This window comes from Nocardioides luteus (assembly GCF_014648595.1).
In the GTDB taxonomy this organism is placed as follows: domain Bacteria; phylum Actinomycetota; class Actinomycetes; order Propionibacteriales; family Nocardioidaceae; genus Nocardioides; species Nocardioides luteus.
The window spans coordinates 17,214-29,160 of record NZ_BMRK01000030.1 but is presented as its reverse complement, the minus strand read 5'-3'; the positions used below and the strand labels follow the sequence as shown (position 1 = coordinate 29,160).

The window sequence follows — 11,947 nt, the reverse complement described above, 5'->3', positions numbered from 1 at the left end:
GATGTTCGGATGGGTCTCGGGACTGTCATTTCGCGATGTGTAGATCTCGACACGCGGTCGCCGCTTCGCAAGCTCAGCGGCGCGCTCGCTCGATCTCTTCGCGTTGTGACCCTGCTCGCTTCGCTCGCAGGGTCACAGGCTCAGACCTCCAGCAGCTCGGCTTCCTTGGACTTGAGCAGCTCGTCGATCGCGTCGGTGTGCTTCTTGGTCATGCTGTCGAGGCGCTTCTCGGCACCGGTGACGTCGTCCTTGCTGGCCTCGCCGTCCTTCTCGAGCTTCTCGAGGTTCTGCTTGGCCTTCTGGCGCACCTGGCGCACCGAGACGCGGCCCTGCTCGGCCTTCTCCTTGGCGAGCTTGATGTATTCCTTGCGGCGCTCCTCGGTCAGCTCGGGGAAGACCGCGCGGAGGATCTTGCCGTCGTTGGACGGGTTGACGCCGAGGTCGGAGTCGCGGATCGCCTTCTCGACGTTGGCCATGGCGCCGATGTCGAACGGGGCGATGTTGATGATCCGGGGTTCCGGGCTGGTGAACGATGCGAGCTGCTGGATCGGCGTCGGGGTGCCGTAGTAGTCGACCAGGATCTTGTTGAACATCTGCGGGGTGGCCCGGCCGGCACGAATGGTGGCGAAGTCCTCACGCGTGGAGTCCACCGACTTCACCATCTTGCTGTCGGCCTCGTTGAGGATGTCGTTGATCACCGGATGCTCCTGTGCGCTCGTTAAGTGTTGGGTTGTAGGGGGTGGCGTGTGGGCTCGTGCCGCTCAGCCAGCGGTGACGAGCGTACCGATCTTCTCACCCTGGACGATCCGGTAGATCGCCCCTTCGTCCTCCGCGCCGTAGACCACGATCGGCATCTTGTTCTCCATGCAGAGGGCGAACGCGGTGGCGTCGGCGATCTTGAGCTGCTTCTGCAGCGCCTCGCCGAAAGTGAGCTCATCGTACTTCGTCGCCAGCGGGTCCTTCTTCGGGTCGGCCGTGTAGACACCGTCGACGCCGTTCTTGGCCATCAGGACGACCTCGGAGTGGACCTCGAGGGCGCGCTGCGCTGCGACTGTGTCAGTGGAGAAGAACGGCATCCCCGAGCCGGCGCCGAAGATCACGACGCGGCCCTTCTCGAGGTGACGCATGGCCTTGCGCGGGATGTAGGGCTCGGCGACCTGGCCCATCGTGATGGCGGTCTGCACCCGGGTGTCGACTCCCTCCTTCTCGAGGAAGTCCTGCAGTGCGAGGCAGTTCATCACGGTGCCGAGCATGCCCATGTAGTCGGCACGGGCGCGGTCCATGCCGGCCTGCTGGAGCTCGGCGCCGCGGAAGAAGTTGCCACCGCCGACGACGATGGCGACCTGGACGCCGGTGCTGGCGACGGCAGCGATCTCCTTCGCGATGCCGGCGACCACGACAGGGTCGACGCCGACCTCGCCGCCGCCGAAGTTCTCTCCGGACAGCTTGATCAGGATGCGCTGGTATCGGGTCATGCCGTGGCCTTTCCTCGGGCGACGTCGTGCGGGGTGGTGCAGGGGTTCTCGGCGTACGAAAGAGCCGGTCCGATGATCACCATACGGGTCATCGGACCGGCTCCTCTCGTCGTACGTTGCTGCTCAACCTAACTGTTGGCGCCGTGAGGGCGCACGGTCAGGCTCGACTCAGGCGCCGACGTCGAAGCGGGCGAACTGCTTCACCTGCGTGTTGGCGGCGTCGAGCACCTGCTTGACGGACTTCTTCGACTCGAAGACCGACTCCTGGTCGAGCAGGACGATCTCCTTGAAGAACGCCTTGATGCGACCCTCGACGATCTTGCCGACGGCAGCCTCGGGCTTGCCCTCCTCGAGCGTCTTCTTCGTGAGGACGTCCTTCTCCGCCTCGACCACGTCGGCCGGGACCTCGTCGGAGGTGAGGTACTGCGCCTTGAGCGCGGCAGCCTGCTGGGCGGCCTGCTTAGCGGCAGCCTCGTCACCCTCGTAGGCGACCAGGACGCCGAGGCTCGGCGGCAGGTCGGAGGCCTTCTTGTGCAGGTAGACCGTGGTCTCACCCTCGAAGTAGGCGACCTGACCGAGCTCGATCTTCTCGCCGATGGTGCGGGCGAGCTCCTCGACGGTCTCACCGACGGTCTTGTCGCCGAGCGAGACGGTCTTCAGGGTCTCGATGTCGTTGACCTTGTTGGCGTTCGCGGCGTCGGCGATCTGCTGGGCAGCGGCGACGAAGCCCTCGTTCTTGGCGACGAAGTCGGTCTCCGAGAGGAGGCTGACGAGCGCGTTGCCGGAGGCGGCCACGAGGCCGGCCGAGGTGGTGCGCTCGGCGGCGCGGGCGGCGGCCTTGGCCGCACCCTTGACGCGAAGGATCTCGACGGCCTTGTCGAAGTCGCCGTCGGTCTCGTCGAGCGCCTTCTTGCAGTCCATCATGCCGGCCTGGGTCAGCTCACGGAGCTTCTTGACGTCGGCAGCGGTGTAAGCCATGTGTGTCTTCCTCTGACTTGTAAAAGTGGCTTGGACGATGAGGCTCAGGCCTCGGCCGGGGCCTCAGGGGTCTCGGCGGGGGTCTCCTCGGCGGGGGTCTCGGTGGACTCCTCGGCCTTGGCCTCCTCAGCCTTCGGCTCCTCAGCCTTGTCGTCGGCCTTGGTCTCCTCGGCCTTGCCCTCCTCGGCAGCCGGGGTCGCCAGGAGCTCGCGCTCCCACTCGGCCAGCGGCTCCTCGGCGGTGGCCTCGGCGCCCTCGGACTTGCCACCGGAGCGGGCGATGAGGCCCTCGGCGACGGCGTCGGCGACCACGCGGGTCAGCAGGCCGACCGCGCGGATGGCATCGTCGTTGCCCGGGATCGGGAAGTCGACCTCGTCGGGGTCGCAGTTGGTGTCCAGGATGCCGACGATCGGGATCCGGAGCTTGCGAGCCTCCTCGACGGCGAGGTGCTCCTTCTTGGTGTCGACGATCCAGACGGCGGACGGGGTGCGGCCCATCTCGCGGATGCCGCCCAGGGTCTTCTCGAGCTTGTCGCGCTCCCGCTTCATCTGCAGGAGCTCCTTCTTCGTGCGGCCCGAGCCGGCGACGTCGTCGAAGTTGACCTCGTCGAGCTCCTTGAGGCGGTTGATCCGCTGGTGCACGGTCTGGAAGTTGGTGAGCATGCCGCCCAGCCAGCGCTGGTTAACGTAGGGCATGCCGACGCGGGTCGCCTGCTCGGCGATGGCCTCCTGGGCCTGCTTCTTGGTGCCCACGAACATGATCGTGCCGCCCTTGGCCACGGTCTCCTTGATGAAGGCGTAGCTGCGGTCGATGTAGGCCAGCGACTGCTGCAGGTCGATGATGTAGATGCCGTTGCGGTCGGTGAGGATGAACCGCTTCATCTTCGGGTTCCAGCGACGGGTCTGGTGTCCGAAGTGGACGCCGCTCTCGAGGAGCTGGCGCATGGTCACGACTGCCATGATGTTTTTCTCCTAGGTGGTGGCCCACGTCTGCACCGCTGGTGGCTCGACCTTGCGTTTCTCGAGGTCGGGCGGGTGTTGACGGGGGCCGGTCGGTTTTCAGTTTCGCGCCCATCGGTGATGATGAGCCCTGACGCCTGCACGCGGTCCGACCTGAGCGTGGTGCTCGGGACTGAGGGCCGCGCCCGCGGGCGACCGGTGTCTCGGAGCGAGTCACCGTCGCGGTCTGCTGGCGTGCGAAGTCAGCCCACAGGGGGCTGCCGGTCCAAGACTAGCCGCCGACCGTGGCATCGGGCCAATCCTCCGGGTGCGGTCTCTGTACGGGCCGATCAGTGTCCACAGGGGCATCTCGGGACGGGGTTGTCCACAGCCCTCACGAAGCCCGTTGTGCGGTTCTCCGATCCGGGGTTGTCTGCTCGGCATGACCTCGCACCGCTTCTCCGACCGGGTCCGCGCCCTCGTCGCGGCCCTGTTCCTCGTCGTCCTCATCGCCCCGTCAGATCCAGCCCTCGCGACGCCACGTGCCGAGGTGGCGCCCTCCGGCGCCTCGCTGGACGGGGCAACGGGTCACGACGAGGGTTCGCGCCCGGTCGGAGCGACGGACGAGGTCCCTCGCGGCGAGTGGCCGCTTGCGCCGCAGCCGTCGGTGGAGCGCCGGTTCGACCCGCCGGACGCTCCGTGGGGTGCCGGCCACCGCGGTGTGGACCTGGCCGGCTCGCCCGGCGCTGTGGTCCGGGCCGCGCTGGCCGGCACGGTCTCCTTCGCCGGAGTGATCGCCGGCAAGCCGGCGGTGAGCGTCGACCACGGTGCGACCCGCACCACCTACGAGCCGGTCGTGGCGACGGTGTCCGTCGGTGACTCGGTGGCGGCCGGTTCGCCGCTGGGTCGGCTCGGTGTGGCCGGCTCCCACTGCTTCCCGGCCGCCTGTCTCCACTGGGGCTGGATCCGCAACGCGGACGACGTCTACCTCGACCCGCTGCTGCTCGTCGACGCCCCTCGCCCGATCCGGCTCCTCCCGCTCTGGCGCGGCGATCCGGTGCGCTGAGCCGAGCGGCCACGGCGCGTGCGTCCCCAGGGCTTGTAGACCGAGAGCACGACCGCGATCGTCAGCACGGTCAGCGAGACCGCCGGCGGGGACCGCAGGTCGCTCACATCACCGACCAGCTCCCCCGTCGCCGTCAGCACCTCACCGATGGTCCGCACCTCTGCCATCCCCGGCTGCAGCACGAAGACAATCAGCGCCACCAGCACCACATTGAGCACCAGCTTCACCGACACCCACCAGAACCGCACCAGTCCCCACTTCGTCCCCCACCCGAGGACCAGCCCAGTCGCCAGCACGATCACTCCAGCGGCGAGCATCGGCCCGCCGAGGTAGGTGCCGATCACCTGAAGCGCCAGGCCACGATCGGCGGCATCGCCGGTCCCGGTGGCGACCGCCGCCATGATGCCGACGACCACATCGATGCCGATCCACGCTCCCACCCCGAGCAGGTGGACCACGAGCACTGCCTTACGCACGCCGGGCCGCAGTCGGTTCGGCCTGCCGGATGTCGTCTTCTGACTCATGCCCTCAGACTGGCCACCCACGACTCCGGCCGCGTCCGCGTGCGGGCGTGGGCTGCGTACGCGATCTGGCGTAGGCCCCGCCGTCTCGGCGGGGTCAGGCGCGGGGGTGGGCTTGGCGGTAGGCGTTGCGGAGGCGGTCGCTGCTGACGTGGGTGTAGATCTGGGTGGTCGCGAGACTGGCGTGGCCGAGGAGCTCCTGGACCGAGCGGAGGTCGGCGCCGCCTTCGAGGAGGTGGGTGGCGGTGCTGTGGCGCAGGCCGTGGGGGCCGAGGTCGGGGGCGCCGGGTACGTCGGCGAGGCGGCGGTGGACCAGGGTGCGTACGGCGCGCTGGTCGAGTCGGCCGCCGCGCGCTCCGAGGAAGAGGGCCGGGCCGGAGGAGTCGGTGAGGAGCTGGGGGCGGCCGCGTACGACCCAGCGGTCCAGGCCCCGTCCGGCGGGACCACCGAAGGGCACCATCCGCTCCTTGCGGCCCTTGCCGAGCACTCGGATCACGCGACGCTCGTAGTCGACGTCGTCGAGGTCGAGACCGACGACCTCACCGACGCGGGCGCCGGTCGCATAGAGCACCTCGAGCACGGCGATGTCGCGCATCCCGACAGCGGTGCCGTCCTCGGCGGCGCTGATCGCCGCGGCGATGAGGGACTCGACCTCGTCGCGGCGGAGCACGGGCGGGAGGGCACGGTGGGGCTTGGGCGAGCCGAGCGCGGCACCGGCGTCGACCTCGGCCCGCCCGGTTCGTACCAGCCACCCGCAGAAGACCCTCGCGGCGGTGGCCCGGCGGGAGAGCGTCGTGCGGGAGTGGCCGGTGGTCTGTTGCTTGGCCAGCCAACTGCGGAGGGTACGCAGGTCGATCTGCTCCGGTGCGCTGCGGCCCATCCGGCCGGCGTGATCGAGCAGGCTGCGCACGTCACCCAGGTAGGCGCGGACGGTGTGGTCGGAGAGACCGCGCTCCGCGGCGAGATGACGCTCGTAGTCCCCCAGCAGCGCGGCGAAGACCTCGGGGAGCTCCGCTTCCGCGGACCCACCCTCCTGGCCTTCGCCCCGGCCTGCCTCGGGATCAGCGCTCACCCGAGCCAGGATAGGCGGTGGCCGTGCCCACGGGACGCGAGCCGCGCCCGGCATCAGCTGAGATCAGGTGCGCGCCGCACCCGGCGCCAGCTGCCACCCGTCGGGGTGCCGTTCGGCGAGCCCCAGCGCCTCGAGTCGGGAGAGCGCGGTGCCGGCCGTCTTCGGGTGCAGGCACGCCGCCCGCGCCACCGCGATCTGGGCAAGCGGCCGCCCCACCGGGACCGCGTCGAGCACCTGTTTCTCGACGGAGGTGAGGGAGTCGCGGCGGCGCACCGGACCTCGGGGCTCGGCCGGGAGCGCCTCCCCCATGTCTCCGACGAGCTCGCGCACGTCGAGACCGTCGGTGACCAGGACGGCCTTGCCGCTGCGCAGGAGGTCGTGGGTGCCGACCGAGGTCATCGCCCCGACCTGGCCCGGCACCGCCATCACGGGCGTGTTGATGCTGTAGGCCCAGTGGGAGGTGTTGAGGGAGCCGCTGCGCGCGGCCGCCTCCACCACCACGGTGCCGCGGGCGAGGGCCGCGATGATCCGGTTGCGGGACAGGAACCGGTAGCGGGTGACCGAGAAGCCGGGCGCGATCTCCGAGATCACCGCACCGCTCTCGGCGATCGCGTCGATCAGCCGCCGGTTGCTCACCGGGTAGTAGACGTCGACTCCCCCGGCGAGCACAGCGACGGTGCTCCCGGGCGGGCCGGTGAGTGCGCCGCGGTGGGCGGCGGCGTCGATGCCGAAGGCGGCACCGGAGACCGTCACGAAGTCGTTGACGGCGAGGTCAGCGGCGATCCGGGCCGCGGCGTCGGCGCCGTAGGCCGTCGCGTCGCGGGAGCCGACGACTGCCACCGACCGGTCGAGGTCGCTGAGCAGGAGGGGGCCACGCACCCACAGGCCGAGGGGTGTGCCGGTGCGGTGCTGGAGGGGCTCCTGTCCGGCGAGCCGATCGACCTGGACCGGCCATTCCTCGTCGCCGGGGATGACGTAGCGGAAGCCCGCGTCGGTGGCTCGCTCCAGGTCGCGGTCCGGGTGGATCTCGGCAAGCCGCTCCCGGGCGTCGCGGGCGTCGTCGCCGAGATCCGGATCCTCCTCGGCGAAGCGCTGGTAGAGCTCGGTCGCGGTGGAGCCGACCATGCAGGTGTCGAGCAGCGGGGTGCCGGGCTCGATCAGCTGGGTCAGCGCGATCCTGGCCAGCCGCTCCCGCTCCAGCTCGGCGAAGGTCGGGGCGACGGTCGCCGCTGTCATGCCGACCTCCCTTCGAAGGCGGAGACGGTGAGGTTGCCGCCGTCGCGGAGCGCGAGCGCAGTCTCGGTCTCGGCGACGCCGGGCCAGTCGACACCACGGAGGTCGGCCACGGTCCAGGCCAGGCGGTGCACCCGCACCGCTCCCCGGCGAGTCAGCGCGCCGGAGAAGATGCGCGAGTCGATCAGCGCCTCGGCCGAGGGTGGCAGCGGCCAGTGGTCACGCAACGCGATGCCGCTGGCCTGGCCGTTGAGCCGCCAGCCGAAGTCGGCGTAGCGCTCACGCTGGCGGCGTCTGGCCGCGGTGACCCGTTCGCGGATGGCCGCGCTGGACTCAGAGCCCCAGGGGTCGTGGTTCTGCTCGGACATCGGGCGCAGGGTGCGGCTGATGTCGATGCGGTCGGTGATCGGACCGGAGACCTTGCGGTCGTAGGCCTGGCGCTCGGTGGAGCGGCAGATGCACTTGTCCTTGCCCACCGAGGCGTCGAAGTTGCCGCAAGGGCAGGGGTTGGCGGCGAGGACCACCAGGCTTCGCGCTGGGAGAGTCACCGACTCCTCCCCACGCGAGACCGTGATGTCCCCGCTCTCCAGCGGCTCGCGCAGGCACTCGATGACATCGCTGCGGAAGAGCGGGAACTCGTCGAGGAAGAGGACGCCGGCGTGGGACAGCGACACCTGCCCCGGCCGGACCCGGCCTGATCCCCCGCCGACGATGCCTGGTTTGGAGGCGTCGTGGTGGGGCGCCGAGAACGGCGGCCGGGTGAGCAGGCCCCGGTCGACGTCGAGCACACCCGCCAGCGACTGCACCGCCATCACCTCCAGCGACTCCTCGCGCGAGAGGTCGGGCAGGATCGTCGGGATCCGCTCGGCGATCGAGGTCTTCCCACAGCCCTTCGGCCCCTTGAGCAGCAGATGATGACCGCCCGCGGCCGCGACCTCGACGGCGTAGCGGGTCTCGGGCATCCCGCGCAGGTCGGACATGTCGACGTCCTCGAGCCGACGGTCACCCCGCCAACCGAGCAGGCTGCCGCCGGTGCCGGTCGCGACCGGCGGCGCATCGGGCACCGGCTCGCCCCGCAGCTCGGCCACCACCTGACCGAGGGAGCGGAATCCCAGGATCTCCATCCCGGGCACCATCCGCGCCTCGCTCACCTGCGGCTCGGGAACCACCACCCGGGCGATCCCGGCATGGGAGGCGGCGAGCACCATCGGGAGCACCCCCGAGGTCGGTCGCAGCCCGCCGTCGAGGGCGAGCTCGCCGATGAAGACCGTGCGCTCGAGGCCGAGCGGCTCGATCTCCCCGCACGCGGCGAGGACGGCGAGCGCCATCGCCAGGTCGTAGTGGGACCCGCCCTTCGGCAGGTCGGCCGGTGAGAGCAGCACCGTGATCCGCTTGGTCGCGGGCCAGTCGAGCTCGGAGTTGATGATCGCCATCCGCACCCGGTCACGCCCCTCGGCCAGCACGCTGTCGGCCCGGCCGACGAGGGTGACCCCCACCAGCCCGGGCGAGACGTCGGCCTGCACGTCGACCAGGTGGCCGACCGCGCCGCGCAGCGCGACGCCGTGAGCTCGCGCGTATCCCATCACAGACCCCTGACGTGCTCGACCAGCGCCGAACCGCGAGGCGCCTGCATCACCGCGACCAGGTCGATCCGGATGCCTGGCGCGCGCACATCGTGCTGCTGCAGCCAGGCGATCGCCAGCCGTCTCAACCGATCGAGCTTGGTCTTGTCGACCGCTTCATGAGGAGTGCCGCAGCCGTCGTGGCTGCGGGTCTTCACCTCGCAGACGACGAGCGTGTCGCCCTCGCGCAGGACGAGGTCGATCTCGCCGTCCTCGCACCGCCAGTTGCGGTCGAGCACGGTCATCCCCGCCTCGACCAGATGCCGCTCGGCGACCGATTCGCCGTAGTTTCCCAGCGCGATCCGCGCCGGCGCCGTTGAACTCATCATGGACCTCCTGCCATTCGGCTTCGAGGTCCAGACTCATCGGGCGCACCGACAATCCGGGCGGGTCTCGGGGCGCCTGGGGATAACCCCGGATCGAGATCGCCCTGTGGACAGCAACTGGCCCGCGGAACGGTGCCCTGTCAGTCCAGCGGCTGGTCGATGTCGGTCGGGTTCAGCGTCTCGACGTTGACGTCCTTGAAGGTGAGCACCTTGACCGCCTTCGCGAACCGGGCGGGTCGATACATGTCCCAGACCCAGACGTCGTTCATCGAGACCTCGAAATAGACATCGCCCGAGTCGGTGCGCGCCCGCACGTCGACCTGGTTGCACAGATAGAAGCGGCGGTCGGTCTCGACGACGTACTTGAAGATGCCGACCACGTCGCGATACTCGCGGTAGAGGGTCAGCTCCATCTCGGTCTCGTACTTCTCGAGATCCTCAGCGCTCATGCCGCCGCCTCCGTGAAGACGATCCAAGAATACGGACGCGGCAGCCTGAGGTCACTGGTCGCTCGCTCGCGCTCGCTCATGATCAGGACTCTAGGGCCAAGACCGGCGAAGTGCCGGGAAGACTCCACGAGCGACGGTGATATGCCGAGGGGCCGAGCCGTTCGAGCGCCGCGATGTGGGCCGGGGCGGAGTAGCCCTTGTTGTCGGCCCACGCGTAGTCGGGGAACTCCTCGTGCAGCGCGACCATCAGCGCGTCGCGCGAGGTCTTCGCCAGGATCGAGGCGGCCGCGACCGCGGCGCACTTCATGTCGGCCTTGATCATCGTCGTCACCGGCGGCACCTCGATCTCCTCCACCATCTCGGAGACCTCGCCGAAGAGCCCCTCCTGAACCGGCGGGGAGAGATAGTTGTGGTTGCCGTCCAGGAGCAACGCGTCGGGACGTACGTCCAGGGCGCTCAACGCCCGCTGACCGGCCAGCCGCATCGCGGCCATGATGCCGACCTCGTCGATCTCGGAGGCGAGCGCGTGCCCGACGGCCGAGTCGATGGCCCAGCGGCGCACCTTCGGCGCGAGCATCTCGCGGGCCTCGGGCGTGAGCAGCTTGGAGTCGCGTACGCCCTGGGGCGCTGTGCGAGTCGTCGCCGAGATCACCACGATCCCGATCGAGACCGGTCCACAGAGCGCGCCCCGCCCCACCTCGTCGACGGCACCGAGGTGGGTGACGCCGTCGCGCAGCATCGACCGCTCGACACGAAGGGTGGGGGCACTGCTCATGGGGTGGGTACGTCCTCGAAGCTCTTGGGCCGGTGGATCCATTTTGCCCGGTCCAGGGGCCAACCGAGCGCAACGACCTTACCGACCACGTTCTCCTCCGGCACCCAGGGGACCAGTGCGCAGTCGGTCTCGTTGGCGGTGCACATGTGCACGGTCGAGTCGGCCGAGTTGGCCCGGTTGTCGCCCATCACGAACAGCGACCCCGGCGGCACGGTCCCGGACTCCCAGTGACGGTTGCCGGGCATCGGTCCGAAGCACTCGCCGTCCTTGTTGGGGCGGCCGCACTTGGTCTGGGACGGGCGGGCGTACGGCTCGTCGATCGGCTCGCCGTTGACCATCAGCCGGCCCTGCTTGTCACAGCACTCCACGACGTCGCCCGGCACGCCGATGACGCGCTTCACCAAGTGACCGCCCTCGGGGTAGAGGCCGATGACCGAGAGCGCCTTGCCGATCAGGTTGTCGGGCCCGCCCGCCTCCTCGACGCCGAGCCAGGAGCCCGGGTCGGAGAAGACCACGACGTCGCCGCGCTGCGGGGTGCCGGAGAGCCAGTAGGAGGGCTTCTCGACGAGCACCCGGTCGTCGGTCGCCACCGACGGGCCGCCCTGCAGACCCGGCTCCATGGACTCGGAGGGGATGTAGAAGGCCTGCACGAAGAAGGCCTTCACCACGATCGCGACCAGCACGGCCAGCACGACCAGGACGATGCCCTCCTGCCAGGCCGACATGCCTCGCTTGGGCTCCTCCTCCCGCGGCGGAGGGCCGGCGGGGCGCTGACGCTGCTCCCCCGCCCAGCGCGGGTTCTGGGGGTAGGACGAGAACGACCGCGACCCTCCCGTCTGAGGCCCGTCCCAACGAGGTTGGGGCCCGACGCCGACGGATGGATCGCGGTCGTTCGAAGTCACGCGGTGAGTCTAGAGACTCCCTCCACAGCGAGCCTCATCGACTCGCTGCGGTTCAGGGGCCTCTCAGGACTCGCGGCGCTCCTTGATCTTCGCCTTCTTGCCGCGCAGGTTGCGCAGGTAGTAGAGCTTCGCGCGACGGACGTCACCGCGGGTGACGACCTCGATCTGCTCGAAGATCGGCGAGTGCAGCGGGAAGGTGCGCTCGACGCCGACGCCGAAGGAGACCTTGCGGACGGTGAAGGTGCGGCCGATGCCGGAGCCGTGGACGCGGATCACGACGCCCTGGAAGATCTGCACGCGGGACCGGTTGCCCTCGACGACCTTCACGTGGACCTTGACGGTGTCACCGGCGCGGAACTCCGGCAGGTCGTCGCGCTTGGAGGCGTTGCCGACCTCAGCGAGTAGGTTGCTCATGATTTCTCCTCACGTTCGCCACAGGCCGATCGTGGTCATCAATGCCCTGGTCAGGGCGATGTTTTGGCGGTGGTCCAGTCATCGTGGCCGGCGGCGCACGGTTCCCCCTGTGGCAGGAGCCCGTCGCGACACCTCCGGGTGTGATCTTCGGAGCGTGCTTCGGCCGACAGGACCGG

General features: G+C 69.7%; 14 protein-coding genes. 1 reads left to right on the top strand and 13 read right to left on the bottom strand.

Going from position 1 to position 11,947, the window contains the following annotated elements:
* Nucleotides 1-140 precede the first annotated feature (140 nt).
* From frr to rpsB, 4 genes are all read right to left on the bottom strand, one after another.
* On the bottom strand, nucleotides 141-695 hold the full coding sequence (gene frr / locus IEY81_RS22795) for a ribosome recycling factor (RefSeq protein ID WP_229788102.1): 555 nt from the start codon (nucleotides 693-695) through the stop codon (nucleotides 141-143).
* A gap of 66 nt (nucleotides 696-761) precedes the next feature.
* Complete coding sequence (gene pyrH, locus IEY81_RS22790) at nucleotides 762-1,475, bottom strand: UMP kinase (protein WP_189120788.1); 714 nt, start codon at nucleotides 1,473-1,475, stop codon at nucleotides 762-764.
* A gap of 168 nt (nucleotides 1,476-1,643) precedes the next feature.
* Nucleotides 1,644-2,453 carry a translation elongation factor Ts gene (gene tsf / locus IEY81_RS22785; RefSeq protein ID WP_189120787.1) on the bottom strand — a complete coding sequence of 270 codons (810 nt, stop codon included), beginning with the start codon at nucleotides 2,451-2,453 and terminating at the stop codon, nucleotides 1,644-1,646.
* A 44-nt stretch (nucleotides 2,454-2,497) separates the two neighbouring features.
* The gene (gene rpsB / locus IEY81_RS22780; RefSeq protein ID WP_189120786.1) at nucleotides 2,498-3,412 is read right to left on the bottom strand and encodes a 30S ribosomal protein S2; all 915 of its coding nucleotides are present in this window, start codon (nucleotides 3,410-3,412) and stop codon (nucleotides 2,498-2,500) included.
* Nucleotides 3,413-3,833: 421 nt separating this feature from the next.
* Here rpsB and IEY81_RS22775 point away from each other — a divergent pair, with 421 nt between their 5' ends.
* Nucleotides 3,834-4,457, top strand: coding sequence for a murein hydrolase activator EnvC family protein (locus IEY81_RS22775; RefSeq protein WP_189120785.1), 624 nt, complete (start codon nucleotides 3,834-3,836; stop codon nucleotides 4,455-4,457).
* On the opposite strand, the gene IEY81_RS22770 is transcribed toward IEY81_RS22775, so the two are convergent.
* The 9 genes from IEY81_RS22770 to rplS all read right to left on the bottom strand — a co-directional run bounded on the left by IEY81_RS22770 (nucleotide 4,376) and on the right by rplS (nucleotide 11,771).
* Nucleotides 4,376-4,981 carry a hypothetical protein gene (locus tag IEY81_RS22770; RefSeq protein WP_189120784.1) on the bottom strand — a complete coding sequence of 202 codons (606 nt, stop codon included), beginning with the start codon at nucleotides 4,979-4,981 and terminating at the stop codon, nucleotides 4,376-4,378. The genes IEY81_RS22775 and IEY81_RS22770 overlap by 82 nt on opposite strands.
* A 94-nt stretch (nucleotides 4,982-5,075) precedes the next feature.
* Nucleotides 5,076-6,050, bottom strand: coding sequence for a tyrosine recombinase XerC (locus IEY81_RS22765; RefSeq protein ID WP_229788100.1), 975 nt, complete (start codon nucleotides 6,048-6,050; stop codon nucleotides 5,076-5,078).
* A gap of 63 nt (nucleotides 6,051-6,113) precedes the next feature.
* Nucleotides 6,114-7,286 carry a DNA-processing protein DprA gene (dprA, locus tag IEY81_RS22760; protein ID WP_189120783.1) on the bottom strand — a complete coding sequence of 391 codons (1,173 nt, stop codon included), beginning with the start codon at nucleotides 7,284-7,286 and terminating at the stop codon, nucleotides 6,114-6,116.
* Complete coding sequence (locus IEY81_RS22755) at nucleotides 7,283-8,866, bottom strand: YifB family Mg chelatase-like AAA ATPase (RefSeq protein WP_229788099.1); 1,584 nt, start codon at nucleotides 8,864-8,866, stop codon at nucleotides 7,283-7,285. Before IEY81_RS22755 ends, dprA begins: the two co-directional genes overlap by 4 nt.
* Nucleotides 8,866-9,231: a YraN family protein gene (locus IEY81_RS22750; protein WP_189120781.1), complete on the bottom strand. Its 366-nt coding sequence runs from the start codon at nucleotides 9,229-9,231 to the stop codon at nucleotides 8,866-8,868. The genes IEY81_RS22755 and IEY81_RS22750 overlap by 1 nt, the downstream gene beginning before the upstream one ends.
* A 140-nt stretch (nucleotides 9,232-9,371) precedes the next feature.
* The gene (locus tag IEY81_RS22745) at nucleotides 9,372-9,680 is read right to left on the bottom strand and encodes a DUF2469 domain-containing protein (protein WP_045550889.1); all 309 of its coding nucleotides are present in this window, start codon (nucleotides 9,678-9,680) and stop codon (nucleotides 9,372-9,374) included.
* 82 nt (nucleotides 9,681-9,762) lie between these two features.
* The gene (rnhB, locus tag IEY81_RS22740) at nucleotides 9,763-10,455 is read right to left on the bottom strand and encodes a ribonuclease HII (protein ID WP_229788098.1); all 693 of its coding nucleotides are present in this window, start codon (nucleotides 10,453-10,455) and stop codon (nucleotides 9,763-9,765) included.
* The gene (lepB, locus tag IEY81_RS22735) at nucleotides 10,452-11,357 is read right to left on the bottom strand and encodes a signal peptidase I (protein WP_189120780.1); all 906 of its coding nucleotides are present in this window, start codon (nucleotides 11,355-11,357) and stop codon (nucleotides 10,452-10,454) included. The genes rnhB and lepB overlap by 4 nt, the downstream gene beginning before the upstream one ends.
* A 63-nt stretch (nucleotides 11,358-11,420) precedes the next feature.
* Nucleotides 11,421-11,771, bottom strand: a complete 351-nt coding sequence (gene rplS, locus IEY81_RS22730; protein ID WP_189120779.1) for a 50S ribosomal protein L19 — start codon at nucleotides 11,769-11,771, stop codon at nucleotides 11,421-11,423.
* Between the last annotated feature and the right edge of the window lie 176 nt (nucleotides 11,772-11,947).

Coding starts and splice junctions, on each gene's coding strand:
- tsf (WP_189120787.1), bottom strand. CDS start 2,453: ATGGCTTACACCGCTGCCGACGTCAAGAAGCTCCGTGAGCTGACCCAG.
- pyrH (WP_189120788.1), bottom strand. CDS start 1,475: ATGACCCGATACCAGCGCATCCTGATCAAGCTGTCCGGAGAGAACTTC.
- IEY81_RS22755 (WP_229788099.1), bottom strand. CDS start 8,866: ATGGGATACGCGCGAGCTCACGGCGTCGCGCTGCGCGGCGCGGTCGGC.
- IEY81_RS22750 (WP_189120781.1), bottom strand. CDS start 9,231: ATGAGTTCAACGGCGCCGGCGCGGATCGCGCTGGGAAACTACGGCGAA.
- IEY81_RS22770 (WP_189120784.1), bottom strand. CDS start 4,981: ATGAGTCAGAAGACGACATCCGGCAGGCCGAACCGACTGCGGCCCGGC.
- rpsB (WP_189120786.1), bottom strand. CDS start 3,412: ATGGCAGTCGTGACCATGCGCCAGCTCCTCGAGAGCGGCGTCCACTTC.
- rplS (WP_189120779.1), bottom strand. CDS start 11,771: ATGAGCAACCTACTCGCTGAGGTCGGCAACGCCTCCAAGCGCGACGAC.
- rnhB (WP_229788098.1), bottom strand. CDS start 10,455: ATGAGCAGTGCCCCCACCCTTCGTGTCGAGCGGTCGATGCTGCGCGAC.
- IEY81_RS22775 (WP_189120785.1), top strand. CDS start 3,834: ATGACCTCGCACCGCTTCTCCGACCGGGTCCGCGCCCTCGTCGCGGCC.
- dprA (WP_189120783.1), bottom strand. CDS start 7,286: ATGACAGCGGCGACCGTCGCCCCGACCTTCGCCGAGCTGGAGCGGGAG.
- IEY81_RS22745 (WP_045550889.1), bottom strand. CDS start 9,680: ATGAGCGCTGAGGATCTCGAGAAGTACGAGACCGAGATGGAGCTGACC.